Consider the following 15,634-nt stretch of genomic DNA (forward strand, 5'->3'; position numbering starts at 1 on the left):
TTTCATAGCGCGCGCGGAGCGCGAAAAGCGAAGGCGTCAGCAGTAGCCGAGGCGCGCCAGCGTGTCGACGATGATCTCCGACGGGTGGAACTTCTCGACCCAGGACTCACCGCGGCGGTTCTGGTAGGTGTCGAGGAAGTTCTGCAGCTTGTCCCCGCGCATCTCGGTCAGCACGACGGTCTCGCCGAGGTGCTGCGGCGTCTCGGTGCGCTCGCGGTGCACGGCGCACGGCAGGCCGAGGTAGTAGCACTCGGCCGACAGGCCGCCCGAGTCGGTGACGACGTACTCGGCGCGCGCGACCAGCGGCAGGAACTTCAGGTACCGCATCTTCGGCTGGATGATGAAGTTCTTCTCGTCGAAGAGGTTCGCCAGGCCCAGCGCGCGGATCTTCTCGCGCTCGGGCGCGCCCGCCATGTAGAGGATCGGCATCTGCTTGCTCTGCTCGCGCAGGATCTCCAGCGCCTCGCGGTACTTGTCCGCGCGCGAGACCAGCTCGAAGCGGTGCAGGGTGGCGAGGCCGAACTTCTCCGGCAGCCCCTCGAGGTCGAGCGGCCCGTTGATGGCCAGCCGCATCGCGTCGATCGCGGTGTTCGCCTCGGTGTCGACGACGACGCCGCGGGCGTTGCGGAGGTTGTTCACCTCACGCGCGCTCGGCGCGAAGTGCATGTCGACGATCTTCGCGGCGATCTTCCGGTTCAGCTCCTCCGGCAGCGGCGACATGATGCTGCCCGACCGCGCGCCCGCCTCGACGTGCCCGACCCGCGACTTGAGGATCCGCCTCCCGATGAGCGAGCCGTACGGCGTGGTGAAGGTGTCGCCGTGCACCAGCACCAGCGGGGGACGGCCGTCCTCGACCAGCGCGGCCTTCAGCTCGGCGCGGCGGCTCCACGCGGTGCGCAGCACCTGCGCGGCCCAGCCCGGCACCTGCGCGGGCGACTCCAGGTTGTGCGCCTTCTCCTTCGGGACCAGCCAGACGTCGGGCTCCGGGAGGTTCAGGTCGGCGAGAACGTCCGAGACCTCGTCGACGTGCTGAGCGGTGAACCAGATCTTCGGCCGGACCCCGCGTTCGAGGATGCCGTGGTAGACCGGCGCGATTTTGATCAGTTCCGCCGTGGTGCCGAGAATGAAGGAAATCACCGGAAGAGCCATTCTGTCGGGGTCTGCGGTGCCCGAAGGATACTGGTGGGCCGCGCAAGGTAGCCTCGCCGGGGTGAGTGCGAATTCGCTCCTCCCGGCCCTGTCCGTCGTGATCCCGGTCTACAACGAGCAGGACTGGATCGACCGCAGTGTGGGCGCGCTGATCGCGTCGGCACAGGCGGCGAACTGGCCGGTCGAGGTCGTCGTGGTCGACGACGGTAGCACCGACGGCACCGGCGACAAGCTGGCCCGGCTGCAGGAGCTGTACGGCATCACCGTCCTCACCCAGCCGAACAGCGGCCGGTTCGAGGCGCGCCGGGCGGGCATCGCGAAGGCGTCCGGGACGCAGATCCTGCTGCTCGACAGCCGCGTGATCGTGGATTCCTCCTCGCTCGTCTTCCTGCGGGACCAGCTCGTCGACCACCCCGAGCGCGCGGTGTGGAACGGTCACATCAACGTCGCGTCCGAACACAATCCGTATGCGGGATTCATGGCCGGGCTGGTCAAGATCCCGTGGCGCCGTTATTGCGCGAACCCGCGGTTGATGTCGTTCGGTATCGAAGAGTTCGACGTCTTCCCGAAAGGCACCGGATTCTTTTCCGCGCCGAAGGACGTTCTCGAGGATTCGTCCAACGCGTTCGAGTCGCTCTTCGAAGACGTCCGTTTCGCCAGTGACGACACGGGTGTTCTGCGCTGGATCGCCGAACGCCACCGTATCTTCCTCGCCCCGGAGTTCTCCGCGACCTACCACGGTCGCGATTCGTTCAAGAAGTTCGTCGGGCAGTCGTATTTCCGCGGCACCACGTTCGTCGATTCGTATCTCGCGTCGCCCGGGCCCGCGCGCAACGGCCTGTTCGCCGCGATGGCCGTCGGCGTGCTCGGACTCGGTGTCGCCGCGAAGCGCCCGAAGACCGCCGTCACGCTGGCCGCCGTCGGATCGACGGCCGCCGGTTTCGCGGTGACGAAGTTCGGCGCGACCAAGGCCGAGGCCAAGGCGGTCGCCCAGCTCACGCCCGTGTTCGCCGCCGGATTCGGGGCGGGCGCGTTGCGCGGCCTCTTCCTGGCGCTGCGGGCCCGGCTGCGTAAATGAGCACCGCGGTGACTGGCGAGAAACTGGCGAAGGACACCGGCAAGTCCGCCGGGCGGATCGGCGTCTACCTGCTGATCGCGATCGCGCTCGGCTATGTCTTGACCGTCGTCTGGGGCCGGACGCTGTCCAAGGCTGACAACGCTGTCCTGCTCTCCTTCTGGGGAATGTTGATGGGGCTGGGCGCCGCCCTGTCCCCGCTTGAGCAGGAGATCTCGCGCCAGTCCGCGCACGCCGCGCTCGAAGGCCGCAAGGCCGGACGGCCGGCGGTCCTCGCCTTCGTCACCAGCGCGATCGCCGTGGTGGTCGTCGGCCTGGTCACCCTGCTCCCGCCGATCACGGACAAGGTCTACGGCGGCCAGTTCGCGCTCGCCGTGATCGTGCTGGCGGGCGGCCTTTCGTTCGCCTTCCAGTTCGCCGCGCGCGGCCTGCTCATCGGCCAGGACCACGTCCGGTCCTACTCCTGGCTGATCCTCGTCGAAGCGGCCGTGCGGATCCTCGTGGTCGGCGCGCTGGTGGTCGCCGGGCTCACCCAGCTGTACTGGTTCGCCATCGCCGCCGCGACCGGCTCGTTCGCCTGGCTGCTGTTCGCCCGCGGCGCCGCCCGCCTGGTCGACCCGAAGCTGGACGCCGACGAGCCCGCGAAGCCGATCGTCACGAACATGCTCATGCTGCTCGCGGGCGCCGGGCTCACCGCGAGCGTCATCACCGGCTATCCGGCGCTGGTCAGCCTGCTCGCGCCCGGCGGTGACAAGGACAAGCTCGGCGTGCTCTTCCTCGCCCTGTTCGTGGCCAGGACTCCGCTCACGCTGATGGCGCCGGTCCAGGCGCTCGCCGTCCCGACCGTGGTGCGCCTGTCCAGCACCGAGGAGGGCAAGCACCGGCTGCGGCGGCTGCTCGCGCTCGGCTCGATGGCCGCGCTCGCGCTCGCTGCCCTCGGCGCGCTGATCGGCTGGCTGATCGGCCCGTGGGTGGTCCGCCTGGTCTACGGCGCCAAGAACGATCCCGAGGCCTGGTGGATGGCCGGGCTGGTCTGGTCTTCGGTGCTGCTGGCCACGATGCAGCTGCTCGCCGCCGTCCTCGTCGCGCAGGCGAAGGCCAAGAAAGTACTGGTCACCTGGGCCGCCGTCGTCGTCGCGACCGCGCTGGTCCTGCTGTTCTTCCCCGGCGACACCGTCGTGCGTGCCGTCGTGGGTCTCGCCGCGGGTCCGACGGTCGGGCTCCTGGTGGTCATGGCGTTCGTGGTGAGAGGCACCCCCGGGACGGGCAACGCACAGCCGTCCGAAACGTCTCGATAGTGTGGCCGCGCCATCGCGCGCCGCGAACGGGGTGGCGTTTCTTAACGCCGAATAGGGTTGGACAGCGAATTCGATGAACGTTCTTTTGGTGTTGCTGGCGTTCTGGCTGCCGGGGCTCGTCTTCGGCGCCGCGATCAGGCTGCGCGGCTGGACCCTCGCCGCCGCGGCCCCGCTGCTGACCTTCGGCCTCGTCGCCATCGGCATCCCGATCCTCGGCGGTTTCGGCATCCGCTGGAACATGCTGAACGTCGGCCTGTGGGTCCTGCTGCTGTCGGTCGTCGGTTTCGGCCTCTCGTTCCTCGTGCTCCGCTTCACCGCGAAGCGTCACCCCGACTGGGACGAAGACGACGAGGACGCGCCGAGCCGTTCCCCGCGCGACCACCTGCTGATCGGCGCCGGTGTCCTGGTCGGGCTCGGCGTCGGCACGGTGACCTTCCTGCGCGGTTCGCACACCCTGGAGAACGTCCAGCAGGGCTGGGACGCCCCGTTCCACGGCAACCTCGTGCGCTGGATCGCCGAACACGGCGACGCGCGCGCGTCGACGGTCGGCACCATCGCGAACCTGCCGAACCAGACCGACTACTTCTACCCGGACACCTATCACGCGCTGCTCGCCCTGGTCTTCGGCAAGGGCGGCCTGACGATGATGCCGACGCTGAACCTGGCGGCGCTCATGGTCGTCCTGACCGTCCCGCTCGGTGTCGCGGCGATGTGCCGCGCCTGGCGCATGCCGGTCCTCGCGACCGCCGCCGCCGCGGCCGTGTCCACCTGGTTCACCGCGTTCCCGTACGACTCGCTGTGGCGCGGCCCGCTGTGGCCGTACGTCGCGGGCGTGGCGCTCGTGCCCGCGATGCTCGCGCTCGCCCGTCTGCTGCTCAAGCCGCACGGCATCGCCGGGCCGGTCGCGATCGGCGTCGGCGTCGCCGGGCTGGCCGGCCTGCACACCAGCCTGATCTTCGTGATCATGGTCTACTTCCTGCTGATCCTGCTCGCGGTGCTGTTCCGCCTGGAGAAGATCGGCTGGCGCCGCAGCGCCGCCTCGCTGGTGGCGACGATCGCGATGGCGGCCGTCCTCGGCGTGCCGCAGGTCCTGCCCGCGCTCTACAACGCGGGCGGCGTGACCAGCGCGTACTGGGCGTCGGAAACCAGCGTGTCCGGCGCGCTCGGGCAGACCATCACGTTCTCGCCGATGGCGGCCTTCCCGCAGTGGTGGATCGGCATCCCGGCGATCATCGGGGTGTTCTTCCTGGTCCGGCACCGGCGGATGCTCTGGATGGTCGGCGCGTACGTGGTCCTCGGCGGCCTGTTCGCCGCGACGATCTCGCTGGAGACCCCGCTCATCCACACCCTGACCGGGCCGTTCTACAACGACCACTGGCGGCTCGGCGCGCTCGTGCCGCTGGCGGGCGCCGTCGCGTTCGGCGAGTTCGTGCACACCGCGTCGGGCAAGTTCGCCGACAAGGTCCGCGAGCGCAAGCCGAACCTGAACCCGGTCACCGCGGCCATCGCGGGCGCGCTGGTGATCGGGCTGGTCGTCACGGTGCTGAGCCGCGGTGGCTACATCGGCCGCAACTCCGCGCGGCTCGCGCTGAACTACGGCGCGGACGGCCCCTCGGTCAGCAAGGGCGAGGAAGAGGCCTACGCCTGGCTCGGGAAGCACGTCGTACCGGGCGAGCGCGTCATGAACGACAAGGCCGACGGCTCGGTGTGGATGTACGCCCTTTCCGGGGCCCAGCCGGTCGAGTGGACCAACTACGGCGCCGAGTTCACCACCAAGGCGGGCTGGCTCAGCGTGTTCCTGAACGACATCAACCGCGAGCCGCGCGTGCGCGCCGCGCTCACCGATCTCAAGGTGCGCTACGTGCTCGTCGGCAAGGGCAAGGTGGCCCCCAACGCGCAGTCCGCGGTGGGCCTCCAGCGCCTCGACATCACTCCGGGTTTCAAGCGCGTCTTCCACAACCCCGACGCGTCGGTTTACGAAATCGAAGGTCAGCAAGGTGTGGTCGCCGCCGGCGCCACCACCGGGTCCGACACCGCTCACGGCCAGTAAGAAGATAGAGTGATCCAGTGTCCAGTACGTCCGTGACCACGCGTCGCGTACTCATCGTGATGCCTGCCTTGAACGAGCAGGCCACTGTCGGCGCGGTCATTTCCCAGGTCAAGCAGTCCTTGCCGGGCATGGACGTGCTGGTGGTGGACGACGGTTCGTCCGACGACACGGCCAAGCTCGCCCGTGCGGCGGGCGCGGAGGTGGCCCGCCTGTCGGTCAACCTCGGCGTCGGCGGGGCGATGCGCACCGGCTTCCGGTACGCGGCCGCCCGCGGCTACGACGTCGTCGTCCAGGTGGACGCCGACGGCCAGCACGACCCCGACGAGGTCGCCGCCCTGCTCGACGCGCTCGACGACGCCGACATCGCGATCGGTTCGCGGTTCGCGGGCAAGGGTTCGTACAAGGCGAGCGGCCCGCGGAAATACGCGATGGTCGTCCTCTCGCTCGTTTTCTCCCGGCTCGGGAAGACCAGGCTCACCGACGTGACCTCCGGGTTCAAAGCGATGGGCCCGAAGGCGATCAAACTTTTCGCGGGGTACTACCCGGCCGAATATCTCGGCGACACGGTCGAGTCGCTGGTGATGGCGATCCGTGCCGAACTGAAGATCAAGGAAATCCCGGTGATCATGCGGGAACGGATCGGCGGGACGCCGAGCCATTCCCCGGTGAAATCGGCCGTCTACCTCGGCCGAGCCGGACTCGCCCTGCTGCTGGCGCTGGTGCGCCGCCGCCCCGCCGTCGACTCGTCGGATTCGGCGTAAAAGGAGCTGATTATGGCTGGCTGGCGCATTCTCAGCATCGTTGTCGCCTGTCTTGTGCTGTTCGTCGTCCTCGAGATGATGCGACGGCGGAAACTGCGGGAAAAGTACGCGGGTGTTTGGCTCGTCCTCGCCATCGGCGTGGTGGTGCTCGCCCTCGTTCCGCAGGCCGCCGACTTCATGGCCCGCATAACCGGCGTCCAAACGCCGTCGAACTTCGTATTCCTCTTGGCCGGTGTGGTGCTGGCGCTGGTCGCGCTGCATCTGTCGACCGAGGTCGGGCATCTCGAAGAAGAGGTCCGGACCTCTGTCGAGGAGATCGCGCTGCTCCGCTGCGAACTCGCCGACGCCCAGCGTGACCTGGAAGAACGCGTCGCCGCGCTCGAAGCCAGGACCGCTACGCCCGACAACGTCAAAGGGCTCCCCGAAGTGAGCCCCGCACGCGCACGCTGATCGACGCGATCCTGGCGGCCCCGCCCCGGCTAGGCGCCGTTCGCGTGCTCGCCATCGACGGGCCTTCCGGAGCCGGGAAGTCCACACTGGCCGGAAAGATCGTCGCGGAGCTCGGCGGCCGCGGAATCCGTGCCGCCCTGGTCAGTACCGACGAATTCGCCACCTGGGAAGAGCCCGTTTCGTGGTGGCCGCGGCTGGAAACCGGTGTCCTGGAGCCATTGCGCGCGGGCGAGCCGGGCGGCTACCGGCGGGTGGACTGGTCCAGCGGCGTCCCTCTGCCAGGTGAAGAAGTCGAGCTCGACGTCCCCGACGTCCTGGTGCTGGAAGGCGTTTCCAGTGGCAGGGCGCGGATCCGGCCGTCGTTGTCCCTGCTGGTCTGGCTGGACGGCGGGAGCGAAGCCGAGCTCCTCGACCGCGGCGCGGGCCGGGACGGCGAGGCCTCGCGGGCGGAACTACGGCGGTGGCAGCTGTTCGAGCGCGGCTGGTTCGCCGTCGACGGGACCAAGGCCGCGGCGGATCACGTGGTCACGCCATGGTCGTGAGTGGCGATCTCGCTACCCGGCCGGGGGTTGTCCACTTCTGTCAGTGAACCATTGAGCCTAGTGGCGGACACCCATTTGTGTTAGTGACCCGGCACTCTGCGCGTTAGTGGTGCTGAATTGATTACGCTCCGTCCGGAATTGCCGACACTTTGCTGTCGTATTGGCCTTCGTGTAGCGCGATCGTAACCTCGCGTGCTTAAGTGCGGGCCGAGTTCCCGCTAGTGTCGGCGGGCACACCGATCGTCCGCGGAGTTCGAGTTTTCCGACCGACGCCGACGGTGACTAAACACCGAAATTCTCCTCAAGGGGTGCCAGATGCAGCAACTGCGGGTGACCCGAGCACGCCGTGTGGCCCTGATCGGGCTTGCCGGCGCACTCGCGGTCTCCATTTCCGCCTGTGCCGATTCGAAGCGTGAAGAAGGCGCAGGGGGTGGCTCGGGAGGCACCATGGTCTTCGGCGCCGCCGGTAACCCGAAGACTTTCGACCCGCTCTTCAACGACGACGGTGAGACCTTCCGCATCATCCGCCAGATGATGGACACGCTGATCATGAACAAGCCGGGCACCGCGGATCTCGAGCCCGGCCTTGCCGAGAAGTGGGAAGGCAGCAACGAAGGCAAGACGTGGACCTTCACCCTGAAGAAGGGCGTGAAGTTCCACGACGGCACCCCGTTCAACGCCGAAGCGGTCTGCTTCAACTTCAACCGCATGTTCAACATGAAGGGCGCCGCGGCCCAGAGCCAGATGATCTACTACGGCGACGTCTTCGAGGGCTTCGCCAAGAACGAGGGCGACGCCTCCGGCGACCCCGTGTTCAAGGACTGCCAGGCCAAGGACGAGTCGACCGCGATCCTCAACCTGAACAAGGCCAAGGGCGCGTTCCCCGCCGCCTTCACGCTGCCGTCGCTGTCGATCCAGAGCCCGGACGCGCTGAAGAAGTACAACGCGGACAACGTCACCCAGAGCGGTGACTCGTTCTCCTACCCGGAGTACGCCACGGCGCACCCGACCGGCACCGGCCCGTTCAAGTTCGAGAGCTGGGACCAGGCCAAGGGTGAGATCACGCTGTCGAAGGCGACCGACTCGCCGACCCAGACGGCCAAGCTCGACAAGCTGGTCTTCAAGGTCATCCCGGACGAGAACGCCCGCAAGCAGGCGCTGAAGGCCGGCGACATCCAGGGCTTCGACTACCCGTCGCCCGCGGACTACGGCCTGCTGCGCAACGACGGCGAGCAGGTGCTCATCCGCCCGTCGTTCAACATCCTGTACCTGGGCATCAACCAGAAGAACAACCCGAAGCTGAAGGACCTCAAGGTCCGGCAGGCGCTGGCCTACGGCCTCAACCGCGACCAGTTCGTGAAGTCGAAGCTCCCCGAGGGCGCCGAGACCGCGACCCAGTTCGTGCCGAAGGCGATCGACGGCTACAACGACGGCGTCACCAAGTACCCGTTCGACCGCGAGCGCGCCAAGCAGCTTCTCAAGGAAGCCGGCGCCGAGGGCATGACGCTGAAGTTCTACTACCCGACCGAGGTCACCCGGCCGTACATGCCGAACCCCGCCGACATCTTCACCTCGCTGTCCGAGGACATGAAGGCCATCGGCATCAAGGTCGAGGCGATCGCCAAGCCGTGGAACGGTGGCTACAAGGACGACGTCCAGAAGGCAGGCAAGCAGGACGTCCACCTGCTCGGCTGGACCGGTGACTACAACGACGCCGGTAACTTCGTCGGCACGTTCTTCGGCCGCGAGAAGGCGGAGTTCGGGTTCACCAACCCCGAGCTGTTCAGCGCCCTCTCCGCCGCGGACGCCGCCCCCGCCGGTGAGGCGCACACCAAGGCGTACCAGGAAGTCAACAAGCAGATCATGGACTACCTGCCCGCCATCCCCATCTCCTACGGCCCCCCGGCGATCGTCGTCGGCCCGAAGGTGAAGGGCCTGGTCGCCAGCCCGCTGACCGACGAGCGCTTCTACACCGTCACGGTCAACTGATCCACCACCACTGAGTCGCAGGGGGTGGGTGCTACCGCACCCGCCCCCTTCGGCCCATTCCCGGGCTGGCAACAAAGGAACGCACGTGCTCCGTTTTCTCGTGCGTCGGCTGCTACAAGCGATACCGACGCTCTTGATCCTGTCCATTTTGATCTTCGCCTGGCTCCGGTCACTGCCCGGTGGTCCCGCCGGCGCCCTCCTGGGTGACAAGGCGACCCCGGAGAAGATCGCCGACCTCAACCGGATTCTCGGCCTCGACGATCCGATCTTCGTCCAGTACTTCAAATTCCTCGGCCGGGCCATCACCGGCGACTTCGGCAACTCGCTGGTATCCGCCCAGCCGGTCATGTCGGAGATCGGGAACTTCCTTCCCGCCACTCTCGAACTCGGCTTCTGCGCGATGCTGATCGCGGTGGGCCTCGGTATCCCGTTCGGTTACCTGGCCGCCCGGTTCCGCGGCGGGGCCGTCGACAACGTCATCATCGTGCTTTCGCTGGTCGGCGTCGCCGTGCCGGTGTTCTTCCTCGGTTACATGATGCAGGACGTGCTCGCCGCCCCGCTGGGACTTCCTTCGCAGGGCCGCCAGATGGCCGGGCTCGACGCCACCACGGTCACCGGCTTCGCGATCTTCGACGGCATCATCACCCAGGAATGGGACGCCGCCTGGGACGCGATCACCCACTTGATCCTTCCCGCGTTCGCGCTCGCCACCATCCCGCTCGCGGTGATCGTCCGGATCACCCGCGCGTCGGTGCTGGACGTGCTTAACGAGGACTTCATCCGCACGGCCAACTCGAAGGGCCTGACCCAGCCGGTCGTCCGGCGCCGTCACGTGCTCCGCAACGGTCTGCTGCCGGTGGTCACCGTCATCGGCCTCCAGACCGGCGCGCTGCTCGGTGGCGCCGTGCTGACCGAGCGGGTGTTCAACTTCCGCGGCCTCGGTTTCCTGCTCGCCGAAGGCATCGAGCGGCGTGACTACCCGCGTCTGCAGGCGCTGCTGCTGTTCGGCGCGCTGGTCTACGTGCTGGTGAACATGCTGGTCGACGTCTCGTACGGGCTCATCGACCCGAGGGTGCGTGTCCGATGAACACATTGCTGAACAAGAAGAAAGAGCCCATCGACAGGCTCGCCGAGTCTTCGGCGAAGGGGCACAGCCTCGGCGGTGAGGCGCTGCGCCGGATGCTGCGGAGCCCGGTGGCCATCACCGGCGGCGTGATCACCGGCCTGTTCATCCTGGTGGCGATCCTGGCGCCGTTCATCGCGCCGAAGGACCCCTACGAGCGGTACCTGCAGAGCGAGGTCATCCTCGGCCAGGGCATCATCCCGGGCGCGCAGGCCGGTTTCCCGCTCGGTGTCGACGACTTCGGCCGCGACTATCTCTCGCGTCTGCTGGTCGGTGCCCAGAACACCCTGCTCGTCGGTGTGCTCGCCACGATCATCGGCGTCGTGGTCGGCATGATCATCGGCGGGCTCGCCGGTGCGTTCGGCGGCTGGGTCGACACGGTGCTGATGCGCCTGGTCGACGTCATGCTGTCGGTGCCTTCGCTGCTGCTGGCGATCTCGGTCGCCGCGCTGTTCCAGAAGCCGAGCCAGTGGACCGTGATCGTGGCGGTGTCGATGGTCGGCGTGCCGATCTTCGCGCGGTTGCTGCGCGGTTCGATGCTCGCGCAAAGACACAGCGACCACGTGCTCGCGGCGACGTCGCTCGGCGTCAAACGCGGTTCGATCGTGTTGCGGCACATGCTGCCGAACTCGCTCGGCCCGGTCATCGTGCAGGCCACGCTGACCCTGGCGACCGCGATCCTCGAGGCGGCCGCGCTGTCGTTCCTCGGTCTCGGCGACCCGGACCCGAACCGGGCGGAATGGGGCATCATGCTGAGCCGCAGCGCTCGGCAGTTCCTCGACATCCGCCCCGAGCTGGCGTACTACCCGGCCATCGCGATCATCATCGTCGCGCTCGGGTTCACGCTGCTCGGCGAGTCCTTGCGGGAAGCCCTCGATCCGAAGAACAGGCGGTGATTTCTGATGGCACTCCTCGAAGTACGCGACCTCAAGGTCGTTTTCCAGCGGCGCGGTGAGAAGCCGTTCACCGCGGTGGACGAGGTCAGTTTCGACGTCGAGCCCGGTCAGACCGTCGGCCTGGTCGGCGAATCCGGCTGTGGCAAGTCCGTGACGTCCCTGGCGATCATGCGGCTGCTCGCGAAACGCGGCAACCACGTCAGTGGTTCGGTGTCGTTCGAAGGCACGGATCTGCTTCGCCTGTCGGACAAGGAAATGCGGGACCGCCGGGGTCGCGACCTCGGCATGGTCTTCCAGGACCCGCTGTCCTCGCTGAACCCGGTCATCCCGATCGGCCTGCAGATCACCGAGGTGCTGGAGCGGCACCGCGGGATGTCGCGCAAGGCGGCGTCGGTGGAAGCGGCGGAACTGCTGGACAAGGTCGGCATCCCCGACCCGTCGCGGCGGCTTTCCGAGTACCCGCACCAGCTTTCCGGCGGAATGCGGCAGCGCGCGCTGATCGCGATCGCGCTGGCGTGCCGTCCGCGGCTGCTCATCGCCGACGAGCCGACCACCGCGCTCGACGTGACGATCCAGGCCCAGATCCTCGCGCTGCTGCGGGAACTGGTGCAGGACACCGGAACCGCGCTGATCATGATCACGCACGACCTCGGTGTCGTCGCCGGTCTCTGCGACGAGGTCAACGTACTCTACGGCGGCAAGATCGTCGAGCGCGCCGAACGGCACGCGCTGTTCGCCGAGCCGCGGCATCCGTACACGCACGGCCTGCTCGCCTCGATCCCGCGTCTCGACGCGGGCCGCGGCGAGAAACTGATCCCCATCAAGGGATCCGTCGCCGACAACATCCCGTGGGACGGCGGTTGCGCCTTCGCGCCCCGCTGCCCGAACGCTCTCGGCGTGTGCCGGGAGGTTTCACCGCAGCTGACCCCCGATCGCGGTGGGCTGCTGCGCTGCCACAACCCGGTGATCCCGGCCGTGGCCGCACGAGGAGGGGCACGATGACCTCAGTGGTTCCGCAGCAGGAAGTGCTGCTCGAGGTCAACGACCTCAAGGTGCACTTCCCGATCAAGCGCGGCATCGTCGTCGACAAGACGGTCGGGCACGTGTACGCCGTCGACGGCGTCGACCTGGCCATCCGCAAGGGTGAAACCTACGGCCTGGTCGGCGAATCCGGCTGTGGCAAGTCCACTTTGGGCAGGGCGATCCTCCGGCTGACCGAGCTGACGAACGGCAACGTCGTCTTCGACGGCACGGACGTCGCCGGGCTCAAGGGCGAGGCGCTGCGCAAGGCCCGCCGCCGGATGCAGATGGTGTTCCAGGACCCGATGTCCTCTTTGGACCCCCGGCAGTCGGTGGAATCCATTCTCCGGGAGGGCATGAAGGCGCACGGCCTCGACAAGGACAAGGAAGCGACGGCCAAGCGGCTGCGCGAACTCCTGTCCGCCGTCGGGCTTCCCGAGTCCTCGCTGCGGAAGTACCCGCACGAGTTCTCCGGCGGCCAGCGCCAGCGCATCGGCATCGCGCGGGCGCTCGCCGTCGAGCCGGACCTGATCGTCGCCGACGAACCGGTGTCCGCGCTGGACGTCTCGGTGCAGGCGCAGGTGATCAACCTCCTGGAAGACCTGCAGCAGAAGCTCGGGCTCACCTACCTGGTGATCGCGCACGACCTCGCGGTGGTGCGGCACATCTCCGACCGCATCGGCGTGATGTACCTCGGCTCGCTGGTCGAAGAGGCCGACGCCGACGCGCTGTACGAGAACCCGCTGCACCCGTACACGCGGGCGCTGCTCTCGGCGATCCCCGTGCCGGACCCGGAGGTGGAGGACAACCGGGAGCAGATCCTGCTCGCGGGCGACCTGCCCTCGCCGGCGCGGCCGCCGTCCGGGTGCCGGTTCCACACGCGGTGCCCGTGGAAGCAGCAGAGCCTGTGCGACACCGACCGCCCGCAGCTGCGGGAGATCGGCGCCGGGCACCGGGTGGCCTGCCACTACGCGGAGGACATCCGTGACGGCCGGATCCGGCCGCACGAGGTCAAGGCGGAACTCGTCGAGTCCGGGGACCTGAACCCCGACATCGGCGGTCTGCCGGACGTCGGCTCGGCGGCCGAGATCCTGTAGGTCTTGGGGTCACCGAATGCTAGGAAAGGCCCGTTACTTGCAAATTTTGCAAGTAACGGGCCTTTCATTGCACGGGGGACCGCCACGCACGACCCTCGCGTGACCAGGCACGGGCCGCCGCCATCAGGCAGACTCGGTGTCATGCGGGTCACAGTGCTGGGTGCGTCGGGGCGGACGGGGATTCACGTGGTCCGGCTTCTGCGGGGGCGGGGACATCAGGTGCGGGCGGGCTTGCGCAGCCGTCGCCGGGCCGAGGAGGTCGCCGGGCTCGGCGCCGAAACCGTGGTCGCGGACGTCACCGCCGACGCGGACGACCTCGTCGAGGCCCTCGCCGGTTCCGAGGTGGTGATCAGCGCGATCGGCGCGCCCGATCCGGATCAGGCTTCGGTCGACCTGGTCGACCGCGACGGCGTGATCACCGCGATCCGCGCGGCCGAGAAGGCGGGCGTCGCGCGGTTCGTGCAGCTTTCCGCGCAGTTCGCGGATTCGCCGGATCAGGGCGATCGCCTGGTGCGCTCGATCCTGATGGCGAAGCAGATCTCCGACAGCATCCTCCGCCGCTCCAGCCTGAACTGGACGATCGTCCGTCCCGGCACGCTCACCGACGATCCGCCCACCGGGCACGTCAAGATCGCCGGTCACCTCGAACCGGGCCGGGTCTCCCGCGCCGACGTCGCCGCCGTCATGGTCGCGACCCTCGAGGAACCGCTGGCCGAGAACCAGGGGTTCGACGTCATCGGCGGCGACATCCCGATCCCGTCGGCGCTGTCGTCGTTCAGCTGAGCGCTTTCTTCCGCTCCCGCGACGCCCGCAGGTTCGCGACGTTCCCGCAGGTCTTCACGTCGTGCCAGACCCCGCTGTTGTTGCGCGAGACGTCGTAGAAGGCCGAACGGCAGCCGTCGAGGCGGCACAGTTTCAGCCGCGGCCAGATCCCGGACTGCTGCGCGAGCAGCGTCTCCGTCCACAGTGCCGACGCGAGCCAGTGCCGTCCGGTGCCGGACGGGAACAGCCGGACGACGCCGTCCCTCAGCGCCAGGTCGGCCTTGATCGGCTTCTCGACGGCCGCGTCGTCGCCGTCCAAGAGCGAAACGAACGACTCCCGCAGGTCCCGGAGCGCGCGAAGGTCACCTGAGTCCAGCGTGATCTCGGGTACGTCCGCGTCCCGGGTCCGCGACCATTCCGCCAGCGCTTCGCCGACCCAGGGCCGCGCCAAGTCGGCGTCGCCCAGCAGGTCGAGGCCGTGCGTCTTGATCGCCTTCGTGTTGAGGAAGTCCTGAACGAGCGCCAGCCCCGAGGGGGCGGTGCGCAACCGGTACCGGTCCGTCGCGGTCCATGACATAGGTCAAGCGTACTTGACTCTGTCGGCGCGCGCCTCCATGCTGACGACAGAGGTAAAAGCCGAACACTTCTGTCAAGGGAGCAAGTCATGACCTCCATCGAGGGTGCCGTCGTCCTGGTCACCGGCGGGCAGCGCGGGCTCGGCAAGGCGTTCGTCACCGAACTGCTCGACCGCGGCGCCGCCAAGGTCTACGCGACCGCGAGGACACCGCGCGAGGAGACCGATCCGCGGATCGCCCCGCTCCCGCTCGACGTCACCGACGCGGAGTCCGTCCGCGCGCTGACCGAGAAGGCGGGCGACGCCACGATCGTCTTCAACAACGCCGGCGTCCTCGGCCTCGGCTCGCTGCTGACCGAACACGTCGACGCGCACCGTCCGGTCTTCGAGACGAACGTCTTCGGCGCGCTGCGCATCGCACAAGCGTTTGCGCCGCAGCTCAAGGACGGTGGCGCGCTGGTCAACGTCCACTCCGTCCTGTCGTGGGCCGCCGGTTCTGGTTCGTACGGCGCGTCGAAAGCCGCGTTCTGGTCGATCACCAACTCGCTCCGGATCGAGTTCGCCGAGCAGGGAACGCAGGTCGTCGGCGTCCACCTCGGCTACACCGACACCGACATGACCCAGGGCCTCGAGGTCGAGAAGAACGACCCGCGCGACGTCGCCCGCCAGGTCGTCGACGGCCTCGAAAAGGGCGAGACCGAGGTGCTCACCGACGACGTCACCCGCCGGGTGAAGGGCGCGCTGTCCGGGCCGGTCGAACACCTCGGCACCAGCCGGATCGGCGCGTAGAAAACCGTTGGCGGAAGCACTCCCGCCCAGGTAGCTTCGCCGCCATGTGTGCTTCCGCC

15 protein-coding genes are annotated in these 15,634 nt (G+C 68.1%); 13 read left to right on the top strand and 2 right to left on the bottom strand.

Annotated elements, in window-relative coordinates; translation table 11 throughout:
• Window positions 1-36: 36 nt before the first annotated feature.
• Entirely contained in the window at window positions 37-1,149 is a 1,113-nt protein-coding gene (locus tag ACLJPX_RS36635) for a UDP-N-acetylglucosamine 2-epimerase (protein WP_410604902.1), read from the bottom strand.
• A 61-nt stretch (window positions 1,150-1,210) separates the two neighbouring features.
• Here ACLJPX_RS36635 and ACLJPX_RS36640 point away from each other — a divergent pair, with 61 nt between their 5' ends.
• From ACLJPX_RS36640 to ACLJPX_RS36695, 12 genes are all read left to right on the top strand, one after another.
• The gene (locus ACLJPX_RS36640) at window positions 1,211-2,227 is read left to right on the top strand and encodes a glycosyltransferase family 2 protein (RefSeq protein ID WP_410604903.1); all 1,017 of its coding nucleotides are present in this window, start codon (window positions 1,211-1,213) and stop codon (window positions 2,225-2,227) included.
• On the top strand, window positions 2,224-3,522 hold the full coding sequence (locus ACLJPX_RS36645; protein ID WP_410604904.1) for a hypothetical protein: 1,299 nt from the start codon (window positions 2,224-2,226) through the stop codon (window positions 3,520-3,522). The genes ACLJPX_RS36640 and ACLJPX_RS36645 overlap by 4 nt, the downstream gene beginning before the upstream one ends.
• Before the next feature lie 73 nt (window positions 3,523-3,595).
• Window positions 3,596-5,572 (top strand): DUF6541 family protein, encoded by a 1,977-nt coding sequence (locus tag ACLJPX_RS36650; RefSeq protein WP_410604905.1) that lies wholly within the window; start codon window positions 3,596-3,598, stop codon window positions 5,570-5,572.
• A gap of 59 nt (window positions 5,573-5,631) precedes the next feature.
• Window positions 5,632-6,333, top strand: coding sequence for a glycosyltransferase family 2 protein (locus tag ACLJPX_RS36655; protein WP_410605076.1), 702 nt, complete (start codon window positions 5,632-5,634; stop codon window positions 6,331-6,333).
• Window positions 6,334-6,345: 12 nt separating this feature from the next.
• Entirely contained in the window at window positions 6,346-6,783 is a 438-nt protein-coding gene (locus ACLJPX_RS36660) for a DUF2304 domain-containing protein (RefSeq protein WP_101611191.1), read from the top strand.
• Between the two features lie 44 nt (window positions 6,784-6,827).
• The gene (locus tag ACLJPX_RS36665) at window positions 6,828-7,325 is read left to right on the top strand and encodes a uridine kinase (RefSeq protein ID WP_410604906.1); all 498 of its coding nucleotides are present in this window, start codon (window positions 6,828-6,830) and stop codon (window positions 7,323-7,325) included.
• A gap of 447 nt (window positions 7,326-7,772) precedes the next feature.
• Entirely contained in the window at window positions 7,773-9,314 is a 1,542-nt protein-coding gene (locus ACLJPX_RS36670; protein WP_410604907.1) for an ABC transporter substrate-binding protein, read from the top strand.
• 85 nt (window positions 9,315-9,399) lie between these two features.
• Entirely contained in the window at window positions 9,400-10,401 is a 1,002-nt protein-coding gene (locus ACLJPX_RS36675) for an ABC transporter permease (RefSeq protein ID WP_410604908.1), read from the top strand.
• Window positions 10,398-11,333 (top strand): ABC transporter permease, encoded by a 936-nt coding sequence (locus ACLJPX_RS36680; RefSeq protein ID WP_410604909.1) that lies wholly within the window; start codon window positions 10,398-10,400, stop codon window positions 11,331-11,333. Before ACLJPX_RS36675 ends, ACLJPX_RS36680 begins: the two co-directional genes overlap by 4 nt.
• A gap of 6 nt (window positions 11,334-11,339) precedes the next feature.
• Window positions 11,340-12,335, top strand: a complete 996-nt coding sequence (locus ACLJPX_RS36685) for an ABC transporter ATP-binding protein (protein ID WP_410604910.1) — start codon at window positions 11,340-11,342, stop codon at window positions 12,333-12,335.
• A complete protein-coding gene (locus tag ACLJPX_RS36690; protein WP_101611185.1) occupies window positions 12,332-13,450 on the top strand; it encodes an ABC transporter ATP-binding protein in 1,119 nt (372 codons plus the stop codon). The genes ACLJPX_RS36685 and ACLJPX_RS36690 overlap by 4 nt, the downstream gene beginning before the upstream one ends.
• Before the next feature lie 141 nt (window positions 13,451-13,591).
• Entirely contained in the window at window positions 13,592-14,233 is a 642-nt protein-coding gene (locus tag ACLJPX_RS36695; protein WP_410604911.1) for an SDR family oxidoreductase, read from the top strand.
• Here ACLJPX_RS36695 and ACLJPX_RS36700 read toward each other — a convergent pair.
• The gene (locus ACLJPX_RS36700) at window positions 14,226-14,789 is read right to left on the bottom strand and encodes a CGNR zinc finger domain-containing protein (protein ID WP_410604912.1); all 564 of its coding nucleotides are present in this window, start codon (window positions 14,787-14,789) and stop codon (window positions 14,226-14,228) included. The genes ACLJPX_RS36695 and ACLJPX_RS36700 overlap by 8 nt on opposite strands.
• Window positions 14,790-14,876: 87 nt before the next feature.
• On the opposite strand from ACLJPX_RS36700, the gene ACLJPX_RS36705 reads away from it, so the two are divergent.
• Window positions 14,877-15,575: an SDR family oxidoreductase gene (locus ACLJPX_RS36705; RefSeq protein ID WP_410604913.1), complete on the top strand. Its 699-nt coding sequence runs from the start codon at window positions 14,877-14,879 to the stop codon at window positions 15,573-15,575.
• The last annotated feature ends 59 nt before the right edge of the window (window positions 15,576-15,634 follow it).

The sequence above is a fragment of the Amycolatopsis sp. lyj-90 genome, from assembly GCF_046549035.1.
Lineage (GTDB): Bacteria > Actinomycetota > Actinomycetes > Mycobacteriales > Pseudonocardiaceae > Amycolatopsis.